Below are 17921 nucleotides of genomic sequence, written 5' to 3'. Positions count from 1 at the left end.
ATGCCCTCCACCTTTCGCATTCCTGGCTGTTTTTATAACTTTTCAGATGTTGATTTTGCTTGCATATGAAGAACTAAGTAATCAGGGCCGCCTGCTTTTGAATCTGTTCCTGACATATTAAATCCGCCAAATGGCTGATGGCCAACAACTGCACCTGTACATTTCGTGTTAAAATAAAGGTTTCCAACGTGGAACTCTTCACGTGCCCGTTCGATATGCTCACGATTTTTAGAAATGAATGCACCGGTCAGACCATAATCTGTGTTGTTGGCAATTTCCATCATATGGTCAAAATCACGAGCCTTACAGAATGTAAGAACCGGTCCAAAAATTTCTTCCTGCATCAGGCGTGCTTTTTCATCTACATTAGCAAAAATAGTTGGCTGGATGAAGTAACCTTTAGAATCATCACCTTCACCGCCAGTCATCAATCTGCCTTCTTGTTTTCCTATCTCAATATAGTTCATTATCTTCTTGAATGAGCGATCATCAATGACAGGTCCCATGTATGCCCCCTCAGCCGGATCACCAACTGTTAGTGTTTTTGTAAGGGCAACAGCTCTTTCAAGGACTTCATCATAAATGTCCTGATGAATAACGGCACGAGAACCGGCAGAACATTTTTGGCCAGCGAATCCAAAAGCAGAGTAAACGATACTTTCAACTGCCAAATCAATATCAGCATCACGATCTACTACAACAGTATCTTTTCCGCCCATTTCGGCAATAACGCGTTTGAGCCATTTTTGGCCAGAGTGTCCTTTAGCAGCGCGTTCATAAATACGGCAGCCTACCTCGCGGGATCCTGTAAATGAAACAAATCGGGTTTTAGGATGGTCGACGAGGTAATCACCAATTTCTGCCCCGCTTCCTGGTACATAGTTTAGGACCCCTTTTGGAAGTCCGGCTTCTTCCATTAGTTCAACAAATTTGGCTGCGATGATTGCTGTTGTATTTGCAGGCTTAAGAAGAACTGTGTTACCCGTTACAATTGCTGCAACCGTTGTTCCTGCCATAATCGCTAATGGGAAGTTAAACGGTGAAATAATAATTCCGACTCCAAGCGGAATATAGTTATATTGATTGAACTCACCTTCGCGGTTTACAACAGGGAATCCATCTTTAAGGCGAAGCATTTGCCGGCCATAATATTCTAAGAAATCTGTTGCTTCAGCCGTATCCGCAGCAGCTTCTACCCATGGCTTCCCAGCTTCTTTTACCATATAGGCAGAAAATTCATGTTTACGGCGTTTTAAGATCGCAGCAGCCTTGAATAAAATATTGGCACGATGTTCAGGGGGCCATTTTTTCCAAGTTTCAAATGTATCTAATGCCACCTGCATCGCCTTTTCAGCCAGTTCTTTATCTACTTTGGATACTTTTCCAATTACTTCTTCTTTATTAGCTGGATTTGTGGAGATTATTTTTTTTTCTGTAAAAATCTTTTCTCCCCCAATAACAACCGGATAATCCTTTCCAAGTTGTGTTTCAACGTATGCGAGAGCTTCTTGAAAAGCTAGTTTATTTTTTTTAACCGAAAAATCAGTTAATGGTTCTTGTGAATAAGGTTTCATCATTGTTCCTCCTTGTTGATTAGTCACTACACTATATATCCATGCAAATTTCATGCCAACAAGTATTAGCTAGAATACTAGGGTTCTTGCTCTCTAGTGCCAAAATTTTTTTGACAAAATTATTAAACAATCAGCAAATGAAAAATGTTTTTGCATCCGTATCGTTTTTTTGCTTAAATAAACGTATAGATAGTCTAGGAATTTTCATAAATTTAATTTTACCCATATCAAAATGATATGAAATGAATTTAGCTAACCTATCTAGCAAGATTTATTCATATAATACAAAAATACGCAATCAGTAAAAATATTTTTACTAATTGCGTAAAAAATACTTTATTCAAAATTCACTTTAAAGATTCTTAATAAGATGTTACGATTGTAATCCATTTAGCTGATTAGTTTTAGTTCCACGGCTATTATTAAAATTTTACATTGCGATTGGCATTTTATTTTCATCTAATGTAAAGCCTTCGCCCAGCACCTCATATACATTGCAAATCGTTACAAAGCCTAAGGATCTATTGAAATAATAATTTGTTTTAAAGGTTAAAAGGATTGCCTTGGCAGGCTTTTCTTTTTAACGATAAGAACCCTGATCGGAGATACCTGACAGGGTCACATCAACAGCAGGCGGACTGTTTTACAATTATGATGGTCAAGCCCCATCAAATCTTTGACATCCAACACCATCAACTTTTGGACGTTTTGAGTTAGCTAAAACAGTTGACATTTCTCCAAGACTTTTCATTAAAACATAAACTAAAATTCAAATAAGCATTGGACCGCTCAGAAAACTTCCTTTGAAACCACATTTCCAAAAGCGAGGAACAGTCCTGTTCCGATTGCTCCACCGATTGAAATCATGGTAATGTGTCGGCGTTTCAGCCCACGATGTGAGTCATTTATTTGGTTTTCCACAATTTACAATCCCCCTTTATTCAATATTTAGCGTTTTCATGAGTAATTTAATGCAATTTTTATGCAATTTTTTTAGAAATTAATCATTTTATTTAACCATGAAAAACAATTAAATCAATGTTTATAATCATAAAAGTTTTATTGAAGCATTTTTGAACAAATCAAAAAAGGTAAAAATTTTTACTATAAGTAAAAACTTTTACCTTAACTTGTATTTTTCTATTTTATACTTTAATAATTGTTTTGAAATTCCTAAACGGAGTGCCGCATCTGTCAACTTCCCATTTGTATTTTTCAATTCACTAGCGATAATGGATTTCTCCAATTCCTGGATCGTGTTTTTTAACGTACTTTCTTTAGTGCCCTTATGATTAGGCAAAGGTGCTTCATGATGTTTGCTAATTCTTTTAGGAATATCTTCCAACGAGATTTGATTGGACTCAGCATTATTATAAGCCGTTTCAATCGCATTCTTTAATTCTCTTATATTTCCCGGCCAGGAATATCTTTTAAAACATTCCAACACTTCAGGCTTGACACCTTTGATATACATATTCATATTATTGTTGTAAAAATGTATATAATATTCAACCAGCGGTTCAATATCCTCTTTTCTCTCCTCTAAAGTAGGCAAATCAATTTGGACAACTCCCAACCTGTAAAAAAGATCCTCCCGTAATCTCTTTTCAGAAACCAGGATTTCCGGATCTTCATTCGTCGCCGAAATCATCCTTATGTCAACATAAATATTTTTATTCCCACCAATCCTTCTTATCATTTTTTCTTCAATCGCTTTAAGCAGTTTCACCTGAAGATAAAAATCTAAAGAATTAATTTCATCCAAAAATAATGTTCCGCCTTCAGCTTGTTCGAACAATCCTGGCATGTCTGTGGCGCCTGTAAAACTCCCTTTTACTGTACCAAACAAAGTACTCTCCAGAAGGTTAGGGGGAATCGCTCCACAGTTTACTGAAAGAAAAGGAGAACCATACCGGTCACTTAAGTTGTGTATCGACTGAGCAACAACCTCTTTTCCTGTGCCTGTTTTTCCATTTATTAATACACTAGAATTGGTTTTCGCAATTTTTCTTATCTTTTCTTTAATGGCTTTCATGTTTGGATTGGCAGTAATAATATTATCCATAGTATAGATGGTATTATTTTTTCGATAAACTTTATGACTTGCCATTTTATCCAACGACTGTATATTTTTCTTGGAATAATAGTGTTTTGCGAACTCAATTGCTCCAATCACTTTATTGTTGTCAATAATCGGATATGTGGAGCTTATCGATTCGAAATGATTTCCATTTTTTGTAACTAACTGTTGTCTAACATTGCTTTCGGCTTTACCACTTTTTATTACTCTCATAATGGTACTGTTTTCATTTGTAAGGTTTTCATAAAATGAGGTAATATGTTTTCCCATAAATTCTTCAGGTCTAAGACCAATTTCTCTAAGAACATTCAAATCGGCTAGATCAAAAAAAATGATTATTCCTTTTTCATCGACAACTAAAATATTATCATAGTCCATTAATCTTTTGATATTTCTGATATCTATTCCCAAGATTTCGCCCTTCCTCTCCCTATATATTAAAGGAAGAATACTTTCATTATTTCAGTTTGTTTTTAGATAAATTATACCAAAGTACATTATCATTATAATAGGATAAATCAAATTTAAAGAAAAATACAGAGAACAGTCATTTAATAGACTAGAAAAGATACCTTTTTACTATCGCTTTTTTAAGTAAAAAGGTATCTTCATTTAGAAAATTTATTATTGAGTTTCTAATTATTTATCCAGTTTAACGAATCCCGAAAGAATTCCCCTTCCTCAAACCTGTGAAGGGCAAAGCCCATGGTTAGGGAGGGGATGAATTTCGGTTGGTGTAAGACAAAACATTTGTTCTCTTTCCTTTTCATTTGGTATAATTAAACATATATATAGTTCGAGGTGATGGTAGTGTTGTTGAATCAAAAATAGGAGATTTTCCCAACCGAAGAACAAAAAGTAATGTTAGATCGTTGGCTACAATACTGCCGTCAAACCTATAATTCTGCCCTCTTAGACAAAGAACATAAATATAAGCAAAATAGAGAGAATTACAATCGTTATGACATGCAAAAACAACAAACCTCAGATAAAAAGAAGTATCCGTTTCTAAAAGAAGTTCCTTCTCAGCCTTTGCAGGAAGTTTTTGTTCGATTACAAAAAGCATTTGAAAACTTCTTTCGAAAAAATGCAAAATACCCCAAACAGAAAAAGTATAAAGATTATACGAGTATGACGTTTCCTCAATTTGGTGTGAATGAAAAAGGCAATCGAATGGCCATGTCCTTTTCTGATAGCGGTAAGTTATTCAATAAAAGGCTGGGTGAAATTGATCTTCTCCTTCATAGACCATTAGATGGAACAATCAAACAACTGATCATTAAGCGTCAAGGTAAAAGATGGTACGCTATTTTCTCTGTCGAAAGACAAGCGTTACCAGCCTCTATTGATACAAATAACACAATAGGAATAGATGTTGGACTCAATAAATATGCAGTCCTTTCGAATGGTTCACAGTATGATAACCCCAGATTTCTTCGAAAAAAGGAAAAACAACTAAAAAAGGCGCAACGTAAACTTTCAAAAAAGAAAAAGGGTTCTGCAAACTACATCAAACAAGTACAGCGAGTTCGGAAATTCCATGAAAAAGTTGCGAACCAACGAAAAGACTTTCTTCACAAATTAAGCTTCAACTTAGCAGAAGATTATTCGGTTATTGCTGTAGAAAATCTAAATATCCGAAACATGGTCAGAAACAGGAAATTATCTAAATCTATTTCCGACGCTGGTTGGGGTATGTTCCGAAACATGCTTGCTTATAAATGTGAAAGAAATGGTGGTATGCTTATCAAGGTAGAACCAAAATTCACTTCTCAAGATTGCTCTTGTTGTAACAATCGAGTAAAGAAGTCTCTTTCTATTCGCACTCATATTTGCACAAAATGCGGGACGGTGATTGATCGGGACTATAACGCTGCATTAAACATCCTACAAAAGGCATTAGAAAAATTGCTTGTGGCAAACTGAATATCAATCACTACTGTAGGGCAAGGTTGTGTCCGAACAGTATAATCTACGCCTGTGGAGATTGTGTAAGACATAGTGGGAAACCCCCACTATGCTACGGTTGATGAATCAGGAAGCCCCTTCTTCAAAACAACCCGAAAGGGTGTTAAGGAGGGGTCATTCACAGCAGCATTTACTACGACAGCTACACCTAACGGAATAACACCTTCATCGAATACGATGTTCGGATTATGGAGCGGATAATTTTTTCTCCCAATCCATTGGCTCCCGCCCACTTAAACATCGCTGGCACAAGATTGCTGACATAGGAGAAATCTTCTGTGCCCGCCAACGGCTCCTTATTGACCTCCATATTGTTCTCACCAATGACTTCTTTTACATACGGTGCCATTTGCTCACACAATTCTTTATTATTAAATAATGAAGGAGTTGAGACCGTCTCAAGACTATAGGTACCGCGTATCATTTTAACAGTTGTATCAATAAGCTCCGGGACTCTTTTTAATAGATGGTTCCTAACATTCGGATTGTATGTGCGTAAAGTGGCATCAAGATGTGCAGTATCAGGAATAATATTTGCAGCCGTCCCGCCTCCCATCTTCCCGATAACAAGAACAGCCACTTCTCTTGGATCTACTTCTTTGCCTACTAAACTATTTAATTGAGTGTAGACCGCATTAATGATCATCAATGGATCAATGGCTTTTTGAGGTTCAGAACTGTGCCCGCCTTTTCCCTGTACTTTAAGGAAAAAGCCGTCTAAATATTCTTGGCTATTTATTAAAAATTCACATTGCAATTGGCTTTTTATTTTCATCTAATGTAAAGCCTTCGCCCAGTACGTCATGTACATCGCTGATCGTTACAAAAGCATGAGGATCTATTGAGGCAATAATTTGTTTTAGTCGAGAAATTTCATTCCTGCTTACTACACAGTACAAAACCTCTAATTCTTTTTTCGAGTAAGAGCCTTTTCCGTTTAAAATAGTCACTCCTCGTTCCATTTCTTCCATAATCTTTTCCGCAATTTCTGAATTTAATTTAGATATAATGGTTACCCCTTTTGCAGAATAAGCACCTTCTTGTATAAAATCAATAACCTTCGCTCCAACAAATACCGCTACAAGCGTATACATCGCTTCTTTATAATTGAGATAAAATATGCCAGAAAGGACAATAACGAGCAAATCACAGATAAACATGGTTCTCCCTAAACTCCAACCAAAATACTTTTTACCAAGGCGAGCAATAATGTCTGAACCACCTGTTGTTCCACCACCACGAAAAATAATTCCTAACCCTGTACCTACAAATACACCCGCAAACAAAGCAGCAAGTGTTAAATCATGATGTAAAGGCATATTCAGTTGATGGTGTTGAAAGATGGACAAAAATAACGATACGCTGCACACACCCAGAATTGTATAGATAAATGACGTGCGCCCAAGTAATTTCCAACCAATAAAAAGCAACGGAATGTTTAATATTAGATTTGATAGGAATGGGTCGATTTTAAATAAAAAATATAATAACAAAGTGATTCCTGTAATCCCACCTTCAGCTAATTTATTTTGCATATTAAAATTAACAAGCCCGAAAGAAAAAATAGCTGCGCCCAGCAAAATGAAGAAGACATTTGATAATTTTACCCCTTTAAACATATGTGAACCTCCATTGTTGAAATTTACTGCTAAACTAGTCGGATGGTAGAATTACTCCCCTATGTTGTTACTTCATCATCTATGTTCAACATCATAAGCCAAAATTTTTGTTGAAGCACAAACTTCTTTTTTTACTTTCTGAATTTATGTTACTGTTTACACAGCTTGAATTTCACCATCAATAATGGTCATTTCAATTTCCGTTTTCAAGAGTTCGTCTGCATCTTTCATCGAGAAAAGATTGTTTGAGTATACAGTCATATCAGCCAATTTACCTCTAGATAACGTTCTCTTTAGATGCTCCTCATTTGTAGCATAGGCTCCTCCAACGGTAAACAACCTGCTCTTATTGTAATTGCCGCATGAATACCTAATAAAGGATCAACAGGTTCAACAGGTGCATCAGAACCACCTGCACACAAAACTCCTGCAGAAAGTAACGTTTTCCATGCATATAATCTGTTACCCTTTTCGTCAAGCCGATCTTTTACCCACGGGAAATCACCCACTATAAATCTTGGCTGGATATCCGCAATTCTGCTTGGATCTGCTTAGCGCTGAATTAAGTTATCTCTAATGAGAGATACATGTATGATTCGGTCTCTTTTTGTCAATTTTGGCAGTTCATCCATTATGTCTAAAACATTTTCCAAGGCTTGATCACCAATTGTATGTACAGTAATTGGCATGGAGTAATCTCTTACTTCTTTAAACATCTCAAAAAGTTCTGCTTTATCATGCATTGCCTCCCCATAATGCCCAGGTGCATCATGGTAAGCTTTTGAAAGTAAAGCTGTCCTTCTTCCTAATGCCCCATCAGCAAACATTTTGATTGCACCTATTTGTAATCTCTAATTTCCATAACCCGCATACATTTCTTTCTCTTTTAATTCATTAAGAAATGGATAGTCAATAAGTAGATTACATCTTAACTTTTTATGTTCATGATTAATTAATTCCTCATATAGTCTGTACGTCTGGCCCAAACCGCCTAAATATAACGGATCATTTGTATGAATACTTGTTATACCACGTTTAATTACGTAATTCATTGCTTGGCCTAACCCATTTTTTAATTCCTCATATGTTTTATCTGGAATACAATCTGTAATAAGTTTTGACGCTGTTTCAAGAATAAGTCCAGTTGGCTTTTGAGTACTTGGATCAAGAACGATTGTTCCACTAACTGGAATTTCTATCGATTGATGGTGACCACTCATTTCAAGGGCTTTACTATTCACTAAAAACGCATGATGGCAAATCCTTTTTAGAAAAACACCACAATGTGGTGCAACATAATCTAATTCCACAATCGTTGGAATCGTCCTATCATCAAAGAGATTCCCATCCCATCCCATTCCGATAAGCCACTTACCTGGGGGAACTGTTGCAGCCTTTTCTCGTATCTTTTCAAGCATCGCTGTCTTTGATGAAATCCCAGTTAAATCTAAGTCCAAAAAATTAAAAGCAACACAAGAAAGATGAAGATGGCTGTCAATCAAACCTGGAGATACCATTTTACCTGGCAGATCAACAATGTTTGTCCCTGCCCTCCCCCATTGCAAAATCATATCATCATGCAAACCTAAATCTATAATTCTTCCATTCTCCACAACTACTGTTTCTACAATAGGGTGATTTACATCAAGTGTATAGAACATTCCATTCGTATAGATCTTTCTTGTCATAAAATTCCTCCTTTGTTTGTCACAATGTTTTCTTAGACTTTAGTAAACGGTTATCCAAAATTGGAGGCCCTTTTCCATATTCAAATAAATACTATTGTTAGTTTTTATCAGACATTTTTTATGATAAAACCTATTTAATCCGATCAACTGCCCAATCAATTTCTTCTTTTTTTATGATAAGCGGAGGTGCAAAGCGATGCTTCAGCTGTATCAGCATCAGCTTCTACCCATGGTTTACCTGCTTCTTTTACCAGCCAAGCAGAAAACTCATGTTTGCAGCGTTTCAACAGCGCTGCAGCCTTGAACAGGATATTGGCCCGATGTTCAGGCTTCCATTTTTTCCAAGTCTCAAATGTTTCAAGCGCTGCCTGCATTGCTCTTTCAGCTATTTCACGGTCTGCTTTTTAAACACTGCCAATGACTTCGTCTTATTTGCCGGGTTGACAGAGACAACTTTATCTTCAGTAAAAATCTTCTCTCCACCAATAAAACTGGAATCTTTTCCAATCTGTGATTCAACGTGTGAAAGCGCTTCTTGAAAAGCTAATTTATTTTTTTCAATTGAGAAATCTGTCGTTGGTTCATGTGAATAAGGTTTCATTTTTTTCCCTCCTATTGATGATTTCACTATTTTTATATGCAAGTTTCGTACCAACTTTAACTTCTTGATAAAATAAGGTTTTTTTCATTTTTACCGCCAAAAAAATTGCGCAAAATTTTTTATTTTTCGCAAATTGCAAAAATATTTTGCCTTCGGCAGGCATTTTGGTTTAACATACAGACCCGTAATAAAGGAAATGAGCCTCATGGAAAATTCAGAAAAGACCCTTCAATATTTAGAATATATCAATGAAATGTATAAACAGATCTTAGATAAAATTGATTTTGGAGTTCATGCGGTAGACAGAGCTGGAAAGACAATTGTCTATAACAAGAAAATGATGAAATCGGAATCAATGGATAGCCGTGATGTGATGCATAAAAAACTGTTGGACGTTTTTATGTTTAAAGAGGGCCAAGCCAGTACGCTTGTAAAAGTACTGCAGGAGGGCAAAGAAACAACAAATGTAAAACAAACTTATTTTAATAATAAGGGACGGGAAATAACAACCATAAACAATACCATTTCCATTATGCAAGATGGCCATATTCAAGGTGCTGTGGAAATTGCCCATGACGTAACAAAGCTTGAACGCCTGATGAAAGGGAATATGAATTCTAAAGGTGCACCAAGGTTTACATTTGATAACATCATTGGGAAAAGCCCTATTATTAAACAGGTGATCGACCAAGCAAAACGGGCAACCCGTACCTCCTCATATGTTTTAATTGTTGGGGAAACAGGGACAGGAAAAGAACTTTTCGCGCAAAGCATTCATAATGCCAGTGACCGCTTTTCAGCACCATTTATTTCGCAAAACTGTGCGGCATTGCCTGATAATTTAATTGAAAGCCTCTTGTTTGGCACCAAACGCGGTGCGTTTACTGGCGCTATCGACCAACCAGGTTTGTTTGAAAAGGCAAACGGCGGTACATTGCTGCTTGATAAGATTAACTCACTTAATTTTTAAATCTGCAGGGGAAGCTGCTCCGGGTTCTGCAGGAATAAGCCATTCGCTGCGTTGGCGACAAAAAAGATATTCCGGTAAATGTAAGGGTTATTGCTAATATGAATGAAGAACCAACCGAGGCGATTAAAAACAATCATCTTCGGGAGGATCTTTATTATCGGCTTGGGGTCGTTACAATCTTTATTCCTCCTTTAAAGGAACGCAAGGAAGATATTCCATTATTAGTCCAGCAATTTATTGAAAAATATAATGAACGTTTTCAAATGAATGTAAGGGGCTTAGCCAACGAGGTAATTCAATCCTTTCAAGATTATGATTGGCACGGAAATGCTGGTATTGGAGAAAAGATTGCGGCAACAATCATTTCCGAAATAAGAGAAATAGATCGGTTTAATCTCCCCTAAAAAGTTAGTTGCCTTTGCGGGAATAGATCCTAGCGTTTACTTTTCCGGGAGATTTACAGCAACCAAAAATCGTATAACAAAGAGAGGATCTAGAAGGTTAAGGCAGGCATTATATATGGCTGTATACTGTGGAATTCGAGATGTCCGAAAACAGAAGACGAGTGATACCGTTATTCCTCGAAATAAAAAATTAAGAGAGTTTTACGATAAAAAACGCGACGAGGGTAAACCCTATAGAGTAGCAATTATCGCTTGTGTTAATAAGCTTTTACACTTGATTTATGCGCTTTTAAAGAACAAAACCGCCTTCCAGGAATTGGCTTAAAAACTATATTTAACATTACAAAACAAACCTTCCAGTTTTGAAGATGAGGAAGGTTATTTGTTCATTTTGAATAGTGTTGACAACTATTAACTTTGTAATTGATTGGCAGGTCTTGCAACTCGAAATTGAGTAACAGGTAAGTTTTTCTGGCCAAACTTTTTTCATAACTGGACCTCTGTTATCATTTAATAAAAATTGTTTTTACAAAATTAATTAGATTTTGTTAAATGATTAGGGGGTAGAAATTTCAAGAACAATGTCCGCAATTATTATTTTTAATTTTTTATACCTTTATGATCACAACCGATAATAACACCAAACCAATGTACAGCAATTGGTCATAAATGAAGTGAGAAAGGGAATGAATTGAAATCTTTTTATTTTGTTTTAGATATCAAAGTCTCAAGCTGATCTTTTTTCATCGGACCAACTATTTTTTGGTCGATTCTTCCCGTCGTATTAATTATAAAGGTAGTTGGAATGGTAATGCTTTGATATAAATTTGCTACACTCCCCTTGCTGTCTAATAAAACAGGAAATGTTAAGTGGTATGCTTTTATAAATTGTTGAATATTATTTTTGTTTTTTTCAAGATTCGTTAAATTAACAGCTAATACCACTACCTTATTACCTTTGTTTTTTTTATAAAAATTTTCAATATCTTGCATTTCAGATTTGCATGGCGGACACCAAGTTGCCCAAAAATTCAAAATTACTTTTTCTCCTTTATAATCCGAAAGTTTCACCTTTTTCCCATCTACATTTTCTAATTCAAAATCTTGAGCCATGCTTCCCTCTTGAGGTCCTTTTTTTGCAATATCTTTTTCTATTGCTGAAATGCTGGGTTTAACTATATTAATGTCTGTCCGTTTACTTAATGTTTGATTCGATTTATGATAATAGAAGTCCCCTAAAAACAGAAGCCCAAATAATAAAGGAAAGAACAAAATTTTTTTCCACATTTAAGACACAACGCCTTTCAAGAAATAACTAAAATGCTATAAACCGATACCCTATTCCACGAACTGTTTCAATGAACTCTTTATCACCAGAGTAAACTTTAAACTTTTCCCTTAGCTTTAAAATATGAACATCGACTGTTCTTTCCGAAACTAATTTATTATCATCTGGATATAATTCATCTAAGCTCTGTAATCTAGATAAGGTTTGATTTGGATGTCTCATTAAGAAATATAGTAATTTAAATTCGTGTAGAGTTAATGGAATGGTAGCCCCTAGATATTTAACATCACCCTTTAAAGGTTTAAGCGTAATTCCTCTATAGGTGATTTTGTTACAACGATGGGAGGTTCTCCTTAATACAGTTTCAACTCTTACGATTAGTTCAGTCGAATTAAATGGCTTTGTCATATAATCATCTGCACCTATCTTTAAACCTCTTATCTTATCTTCATCATTTGTTAATCTTGAAACAAAAACAATAGGTATCTCGCTTTTTTGCTTAGTTCGAATCCAGTTACACAGTTCAAAACCGTTTAAATCATCCAAAGCAATCTCCAAAATTACAAAACAAGGATCATACGTTAAAAAAATGTCTTTTGCTTCAGTACCCTTTGATGCTTCTAAAACCTGAAAACCTGCTCTTTCAAGTTCTTGTTTAATTTGTCTACGAATTTCCAAATCATTATCAACTACAAGAATTGACTTTCCTCGATTATTCATTTTCAACACCACTTCTTAATCAATACTGTTGATTAGTTCAGTCATCATTTCTTTATTCATTGGCTACTTTGTTCTAATGTATAATCCCCTTAGTCTATAATGTAATAACATTAATTTGTCTGTTAAATTATTTAAAGTTAATTATTTCAAACGATTCATTAATGGAGATACATCCTTTTACTGTTTGTATCATTGCACAATTTTTAAAAGTAACTTTAAGTGATTTCCTTATTTGTTCTTTTGAAATATTCTCCCCCTCAATGATGTAATGGAGATTAATTCTTGTTACCTTATTTGCTTCCTGTTCGTTTCTTTCAACATTTGTTTTTATTCGAATCGTATTAACTTTAATTCGCTTTTTTTCTAATACTTTACTTAAAATCCCTCCACTGCATCCAACAATTGATGATACCAACAATTCTATTGGTTTATATCCTTGAGAAGGGTCTGATGATACGGCTAAAGCTCCATATTTTGTATTTAGGTTAGTTACACCATTTTCTAACTCATATTCAAACATTTTATTCCCCTCTATTTTTGTTTAATTTAATATTGCCAAAGAATTGTTAAGATACTGTTAAGAAGAGAAAAATAAAAAATAGGGCTAAATAGCCCCGTTTAAAAGGAACATTTAAATACTTAATTTAATTAGTATTCTTACTCTTTCGGTTTCCTCCACAATCTAGCCCTTTAATGGAATACCATGACTGACGTTTTTAAACAACATTAATGAAAGGTTGTGGTACTGTCAAAAAGCATACCTTTTGACAGGCTTGCTTTGAACTCAAGTGGGTCTAGGGATATAGGTTATTAAACCTTTTCTGGGCGTTATGCAAAAATACCTTAAATGGAAATGACAATTTTTAAATAGGAAAATAAAAAAAGACAGTAACTAAAAATAATGCTAGATCGTTATGCTTGCGGGTATTAAGACATTGCAGGGAATTTAGAGAGTAGTCAAGAATAAATAGGTTAAATGGGTTCAACAAAGAGGGTGCTACAATGGGTTCAACAAAGAAATGTTCCAGGCATAAAGAAACCAAAATAGAGGCTCTTTTGACAATTGAGAATAAAACTTATATCAGTAGCTATTGTTTTTCTTGTTGGGTAGACCAAGAATTTGAAAAGGAAATGAAAAAATTTAACAAACGACTAAAAGAATCCAATTTGATGTGGATAAGAAATTTATTTTCACTTGATAAACCGAATCTTTACGAATTTACAACAATATATAAAGGCCACGCCAATAACGAAAAGAAAAAAGCAAAGAAATACAAAGAAGAACTTCGCCAACAATATTATAAAAAAAATCCTCCTACCAAATTAGATGAAATTCTTAAATTAAATGGTGTGGAGTTTGAGAATTATATAAAAGCCCTTTTTCAAAAACAGGGATTTAATGTAATTAAAACACCTGAAAATAAGAATGTTGGAATAGATTTAGTATTTACAAAAAAGATAAAAAGTCATATATCAAAAACAGCAGTCAAATGTGGACAATATAAAAAATCAGTAGGTGTATCCGCCATACAAGATATTTTTTATGGCCAACATCTTTGTAAATGTAGTAAATCAATAATAATATGCACTTCAGAATTTACAACTTCAGCTATTAAAAAAGCAGCTGATTTAAAAGTGGAATTATGGGATAAAAATAAATTAATGGAAGAAATCAGTAGAATGGTAAAAACAAATGATGATAGTAACTTATCTTGGGATGAATTTCTTGCTCCACACTTACTAGAAGATAAATTTCCTATTAAAAAAAGAACTCATAAAAAATAAAATGTACCCTATAGAGTAGACACATAAAAAAGTCTACCTATAGGGTACTTTTTTGTATAATTAAGAAATACAACGAGAGAAAAAAACTTAGAGGCGGAGAAAATTATGAGTAAAAAGCTTTTCACAGTAAAAGAGATTAAACCACTATCAGCTAATAATTACGTTAAATCTGTTAGTTTAAAAGGAATTACTTACACAGATGAACTTAAGCATATATTTATTACGGAAAAAGAGAAAGGCAAGTTTGACAGAGATATATTCGAAGAATGTGGGTTTGATGTAAATATTTTGGGGACGAAAAGGATTAGCGCAGCGAGTAAGAGCTGGCAAGCGGCTTACAAGAAGAATGGAATCATCGGTTTAAAAGACACTAGAGCTTGAAATTCAGGGTGCCCAAGGGAAAGAGAACGATCCCTAGAGGAGAAAAGCTCTCGCTTAGAAGCCCAGATTAACCTACTTAAGGCGGAAAATGAACTCTTAAAAAAGATCCGTTTTGCAGAAAGGGGGATGAAGAAATAGTCCTTCCTTCTTGCCAAAAATATGTCCTTATTCGTTCTGTGATTGAAAAGTATCAACTTATAGATATGGTGAGCTATTTATGTGAAATAGCAGGTGTTTTAAGAAGTGGTTATTATCATTATTTTTCAGCGAAGTCACAAGGACAAAGAAAGCGAAAAGAGATAAAAGACGAGGAAATGAAGGAGATTATTTTAAAAGCGTTCCACTTTAAAAATGTAAGAAAGGTGCCCGTCAAATCAAAATGACTTTGGAGGGTCAATTTAATGTTGTCTATAATTTGAAGCGTATTCGTCGAATCATGAAGAAGTGCAGCATTATTTGCCCCATCAGAAAGGCAAATCCATATAGACGAATGTTCAAAGCTACACAAGAACATCGGGTTGTCCATAACCTATTGAATCGGGAATTTAAGCTAGAGGTACCTGGAAAAGTTCTTCTTACAGATATCACCTATTTGTTTTATGGACAAGGTCAAAAAGCTTATTTATCAACAATTAAGGACGCTTCAACTAATGAAATCTTGACAAATAATGTTTCAAATCGTATAACCATCGACTTGGCTACATACACCCTTTTAAAATTAAAGAATAATAGAAAATTTAAGAAAGCAAAAGATGCCTTAATCCATTCAGATCAAGGAGTACACTATACACACACCCAGATTTCCAAAAAGCAGTAAAAACACTTGGATTACGTCAATCAATGTCAAGAAGAGGAAACTGTTGGGATAACGCCCCCCAGGAATCATTTTTTGGTCAATTCAAAGATGAGGCATATATAAAATCTTGCAATACCTTGGATGAATTAAAACGTGAAATAAAACAATATATGACGTATTACAATCACTAAAGATACCAGTGGAATTTAAAAAAGATGACCCCTGTTCTTACAGAGATCATCTTCTAAATTTAACATAGTCTTTTTTTAAAATGTCCTTTACAAAGGGTACACTTTAAAATCTTCAAGTTTTTTTTAAGTGCTAATTATTTTACTATTTAATCATTTTTATATACGGAGCTAACAGAAATTCAGAAGAGATTTCTTTCCCTTCATAATTTTGTAGTCAAGATTAAGAAATAATGGGAGATCGTAAATTGTTCATCTATCCCAAATAGTCGGAATCCCTAAAGGACGCGTTTTTCCATTTGCCTTAGGAATGGTCTCGCCGAACGGCCTGGGGTGTGTAGTGTTCAAACATTCGTTGTATCGTCGATATGACCTCTGATACAGATAATCGCTTTATATCTTCGATTTAGGAATCGACTTTATAAAATTTTATTCAACTAAGCATCAGTTAGCTCAACAAAAAATTTAAATTTCTTCTATTCTTGTAATCTTGACTTCTACTTTGAATATATCAGGATTTTTCTCTAAAACCGTTATAAATCGTTTGAGATCTTGATGGAGAATAAACCCTTCATTCTCTTTTTCAAATTTCATAGTAAAGGCAGGAACAGATTCCTGAACGGGCTCAACAGCTGTAGCTACATATTCAGCAGTTTGCTGAGATTCTATAAAACTCCGTAATAGTTGAGCTTGCTGCTCTACTATTAATTTTAACTTTTCTAATTCTTTTTGAGTATCTGTTAATTCTTCCTCTGTTTCTGCAGATGTCAGTGTCTCATTTTCTCCCGAAATTTCTTCTTTTTTCGGCTCGATGCCTGTAATCAAATCCATTTGTTTATGCTCATCAACACTTTCTTTCACTTTTGCTTCCTTTTTCTTTGCCTTTTCCAGGCTCTTTTTCAATGTGTATCGGAGACTATAAACGCTTTTAACATCTTTCCCCCAAATCTTAGCAACCGTAGGCATATTAAAACGTTCATTGTAATCATCCAATATTTGAAGCTGCTTTTCTTTCGTCAGCAATTTTAAGTCCTGGAAGTTCATTATATCTTCAGGCTTTGCTTCGAGCTTATCTCTTTTCAGTCCATCCTTATACTCTTTTGAGGAACTCGGTCTTTCTAAAATTCCATGCTTATAAAGAAGTTCATAATAAGAAGTACGATTGATTCCTAAAGCTCCAATAATCTCTTTTGAAGGAAATTGCTCTCTCCATTTAATAAGAATATCCTTTTGTCTTTCGGGTGAATAAGATATTAACGTTTCGTAATCAGTTAATGATGTAAACATATTGTATTGTCGCACCTTTCCTGGTTTTGTGTATTCACGTTTTTCTTTCCCCCTAAGTAATGAAGAAGGAAAAATAATGGTTCCCGTATATCCACGCTTCCCTGTCTTGTGATGGACCCCCGAAGCTGCTAGTTTCTTAGATTTCACTTCAAGTCTAAATTCTCTTTCTATTTCATCCGATGACAGCATATTCCTCCCCCGTTCAATTATTTAATTACCTTGAATCCTACAAGCCAGTTTTCCATTACCCTTTTGTACTCTGAATAACCCTATTAATATGGATTTATAAAAAATACTACAAAAACTTCTAGCACTTCTTTAACAATATCAATAACACGTGTAGTAAAAAATTCACTTTCACTGTATCTCTTCAGTAGTGCGTATAAGAACTTCTACAATATCCACTTGATTCCCTGCTTATAAATATCATCATATTCCTCCTACGCTTTAACTTTTTCCTTTCTCAATTCTTTTAAAGTAATCTGTGAAATTATCATGACAATTAGAATACGTCACTTACAACAAATGTTGTATTATTCCTACGATCGCTTCGTTCTGCTCAAAAAGAAAAT

The 17921-nt window shown here is 34.8% G+C and carries 11 protein-coding genes and 6 pseudogenes; 4 read left to right on the top strand and 13 right to left on the bottom strand.

Annotation, left to right across the window (positions count from 1 at the left end; translation table 11 throughout):
* Positions 1-32: 32 nt before the first annotated feature.
* From pruA to JN080_RS18825, 4 genes and pseudogenes are all read right to left on the bottom strand, one after another.
* On the bottom strand, positions 33-1577 hold the full coding sequence (pruA, locus tag JN080_RS18835; RefSeq protein WP_256237520.1) for an L-glutamate gamma-semialdehyde dehydrogenase: 1545 nt from the start codon (positions 1575-1577) through the stop codon (positions 33-35).
* Between the two features lie 427 nt (positions 1578-2004).
* Positions 2005-2120, bottom strand: a pseudogene (locus tag JN080_RS29925) (YitT family protein); the annotation flags it as partial.
* Positions 2121-2363: 243 nt separating this feature from the next.
* Entirely contained in the window at positions 2364-2495 is a 132-nt protein-coding gene (locus JN080_RS18830) for a hypothetical protein (protein ID WP_256237519.1), read from the bottom strand.
* Positions 2496-2694: 199 nt separating this feature from the next.
* Complete coding sequence (locus tag JN080_RS18825; protein WP_256237518.1) at positions 2695-4065, bottom strand: sigma-54 interaction domain-containing protein; 1371 nt, start codon at positions 4063-4065, stop codon at positions 2695-2697.
* A 423-nt stretch (positions 4066-4488) separates the two neighbouring features.
* On the opposite strand from JN080_RS18825, the gene JN080_RS18820 reads away from it, so the two are divergent.
* Positions 4489-5580 carry an RNA-guided endonuclease InsQ/TnpB family protein gene (locus tag JN080_RS18820; protein WP_256237546.1) on the top strand — a complete coding sequence of 364 codons (1092 nt, stop codon included), beginning with the start codon at positions 4489-4491 and terminating at the stop codon, positions 5578-5580.
* Positions 5581-5770: 190 nt separating this feature from the next.
* On the opposite strand, the gene JN080_RS18815 is transcribed toward JN080_RS18820, so the two are convergent.
* The 4 genes and pseudogenes from JN080_RS18815 to JN080_RS18800 all read right to left on the bottom strand — a co-directional run.
* A complete protein-coding gene (locus JN080_RS18815; protein WP_256237517.1) occupies positions 5771-6397 on the bottom strand; it encodes a peptidase dimerization domain-containing protein in 627 nt (208 codons plus the stop codon).
* Positions 6369-7241: a YitT family protein gene (locus JN080_RS18810; RefSeq protein WP_256237516.1), complete on the bottom strand. Its 873-nt coding sequence runs from the start codon at positions 7239-7241 to the stop codon at positions 6369-6371. The genes JN080_RS18815 and JN080_RS18810 overlap by 29 nt, the downstream gene beginning before the upstream one ends.
* A 156-nt stretch (positions 7242-7397) precedes the next feature.
* Positions 7398-8929 (bottom strand): annotated as a pseudogene (locus JN080_RS18805) (amidohydrolase).
* A gap of 197 nt (positions 8930-9126) precedes the next feature.
* Positions 9127-9530, bottom strand: a pseudogene (locus JN080_RS18800) (aldehyde dehydrogenase family protein); the annotation flags it as partial.
* A 205-nt stretch (positions 9531-9735) separates the two neighbouring features.
* Here JN080_RS18800 and JN080_RS18795 point away from each other — a divergent pair.
* Positions 9736-11229, top strand: a pseudogene (locus JN080_RS18795) (transposase); the annotation flags it as partial.
* Positions 11230-11606: 377 nt separating this feature from the next.
* On the opposite strand, the gene JN080_RS18790 reads toward JN080_RS18795, so the two are convergent.
* From JN080_RS18790 to JN080_RS18780, 3 genes are all read right to left on the bottom strand, one after another.
* Positions 11607-12191, bottom strand: coding sequence for a peroxiredoxin family protein (locus JN080_RS18790; RefSeq protein ID WP_256237515.1), 585 nt, complete (start codon positions 12189-12191; stop codon positions 11607-11609).
* 28 nt (positions 12192-12219) lie between these two features.
* Positions 12220-12912 (bottom strand): response regulator transcription factor, encoded by a 693-nt coding sequence (locus JN080_RS18785; RefSeq protein ID WP_256237514.1) that lies wholly within the window; start codon positions 12910-12912, stop codon positions 12220-12222.
* Between the two features lie 127 nt (positions 12913-13039).
* Complete coding sequence (locus JN080_RS18780; RefSeq protein WP_256237513.1) at positions 13040-13432, bottom strand: OsmC family protein; 393 nt, start codon at positions 13430-13432, stop codon at positions 13040-13042.
* Between the two features lie 482 nt (positions 13433-13914).
* Between JN080_RS18780 and JN080_RS18775 the strand changes: the two genes are divergently transcribed.
* A complete protein-coding gene (locus JN080_RS18775; RefSeq protein WP_256237512.1) occupies positions 13915-14697 on the top strand; it encodes a restriction endonuclease in 783 nt (260 codons plus the stop codon).
* A gap of 105 nt (positions 14698-14802) precedes the next feature.
* A pseudogene (locus tag JN080_RS18770) lies at positions 14803-16133 on the top strand (IS3 family transposase).
* 184 nt (positions 16134-16317) lie between these two features.
* On the opposite strand, the pseudogene JN080_RS30165 reads toward JN080_RS18770, so the two are convergent.
* Both JN080_RS30165 and JN080_RS18765 read right to left on the bottom strand, forming a co-directional pair.
* Positions 16318-16468: pseudogene (locus JN080_RS30165) on the bottom strand (group II intron reverse transcriptase/maturase); the annotation flags it as partial.
* A 59-nt stretch (positions 16469-16527) separates the two neighbouring features.
* Complete coding sequence (locus tag JN080_RS18765) at positions 16528-17538, bottom strand: hypothetical protein (RefSeq protein WP_256237511.1); 1011 nt, start codon at positions 17536-17538, stop codon at positions 16528-16530.
* Positions 17539-17921 lie beyond the last annotated feature (383 nt).

The organism is Bacillus sp. EB600, assembly GCF_024494385.1.
Taxonomy (GTDB): Bacteria; Bacillota; Bacilli; order Bacillales; family Cytobacillaceae; genus JAEVLT01.
This window is presented reverse-complemented; position numbering and strand designations above follow the sequence as displayed.

Bases quoted from the DNA above. Each gene is read 5' to 3' on its own strand.
- JN080_RS18765 (WP_256237511.1), bottom strand. From the start codon at position 17,538: ATGCTGTCATCGGATGAAATAGAAAGAGAATTTAGACTTGAAGTGAAA.
- JN080_RS18775 (WP_256237512.1), top strand. From the start codon at position 13,915: ATGGGTTCAACAAAGAAATGTTCCAGGCATAAAGAAACCAAAATAGAG.
- JN080_RS18785 (WP_256237514.1), bottom strand. From the start codon at position 12,912: ATGAATAATCGAGGAAAGTCAATTCTTGTAGTTGATAATGATTTGGAA.
- JN080_RS18815 (WP_256237517.1), bottom strand. From the start codon at position 6,397: ATGAAAATAAAAAGCCAATTGCAATGTGAATTTTTAATAAATAGCCAA.
- JN080_RS18780 (WP_256237513.1), bottom strand. From the start codon at position 13,432: ATGTTTGAATATGAGTTAGAAAATGGTGTAACTAACCTAAATACAAAA.
- pruA (WP_256237520.1), bottom strand. From the start codon at position 1,577: ATGATGAAACCTTATTCACAAGAACCATTAACTGATTTTTCGGTTAAA.
- JN080_RS18790 (WP_256237515.1), bottom strand. From the start codon at position 12,191: ATGTGGAAAAAAATTTTGTTCTTTCCTTTATTATTTGGGCTTCTGTTT.
- JN080_RS18810 (WP_256237516.1), bottom strand. From the start codon at position 7,241: ATGTTTAAAGGGGTAAAATTATCAAATGTCTTCTTCATTTTGCTGGGC.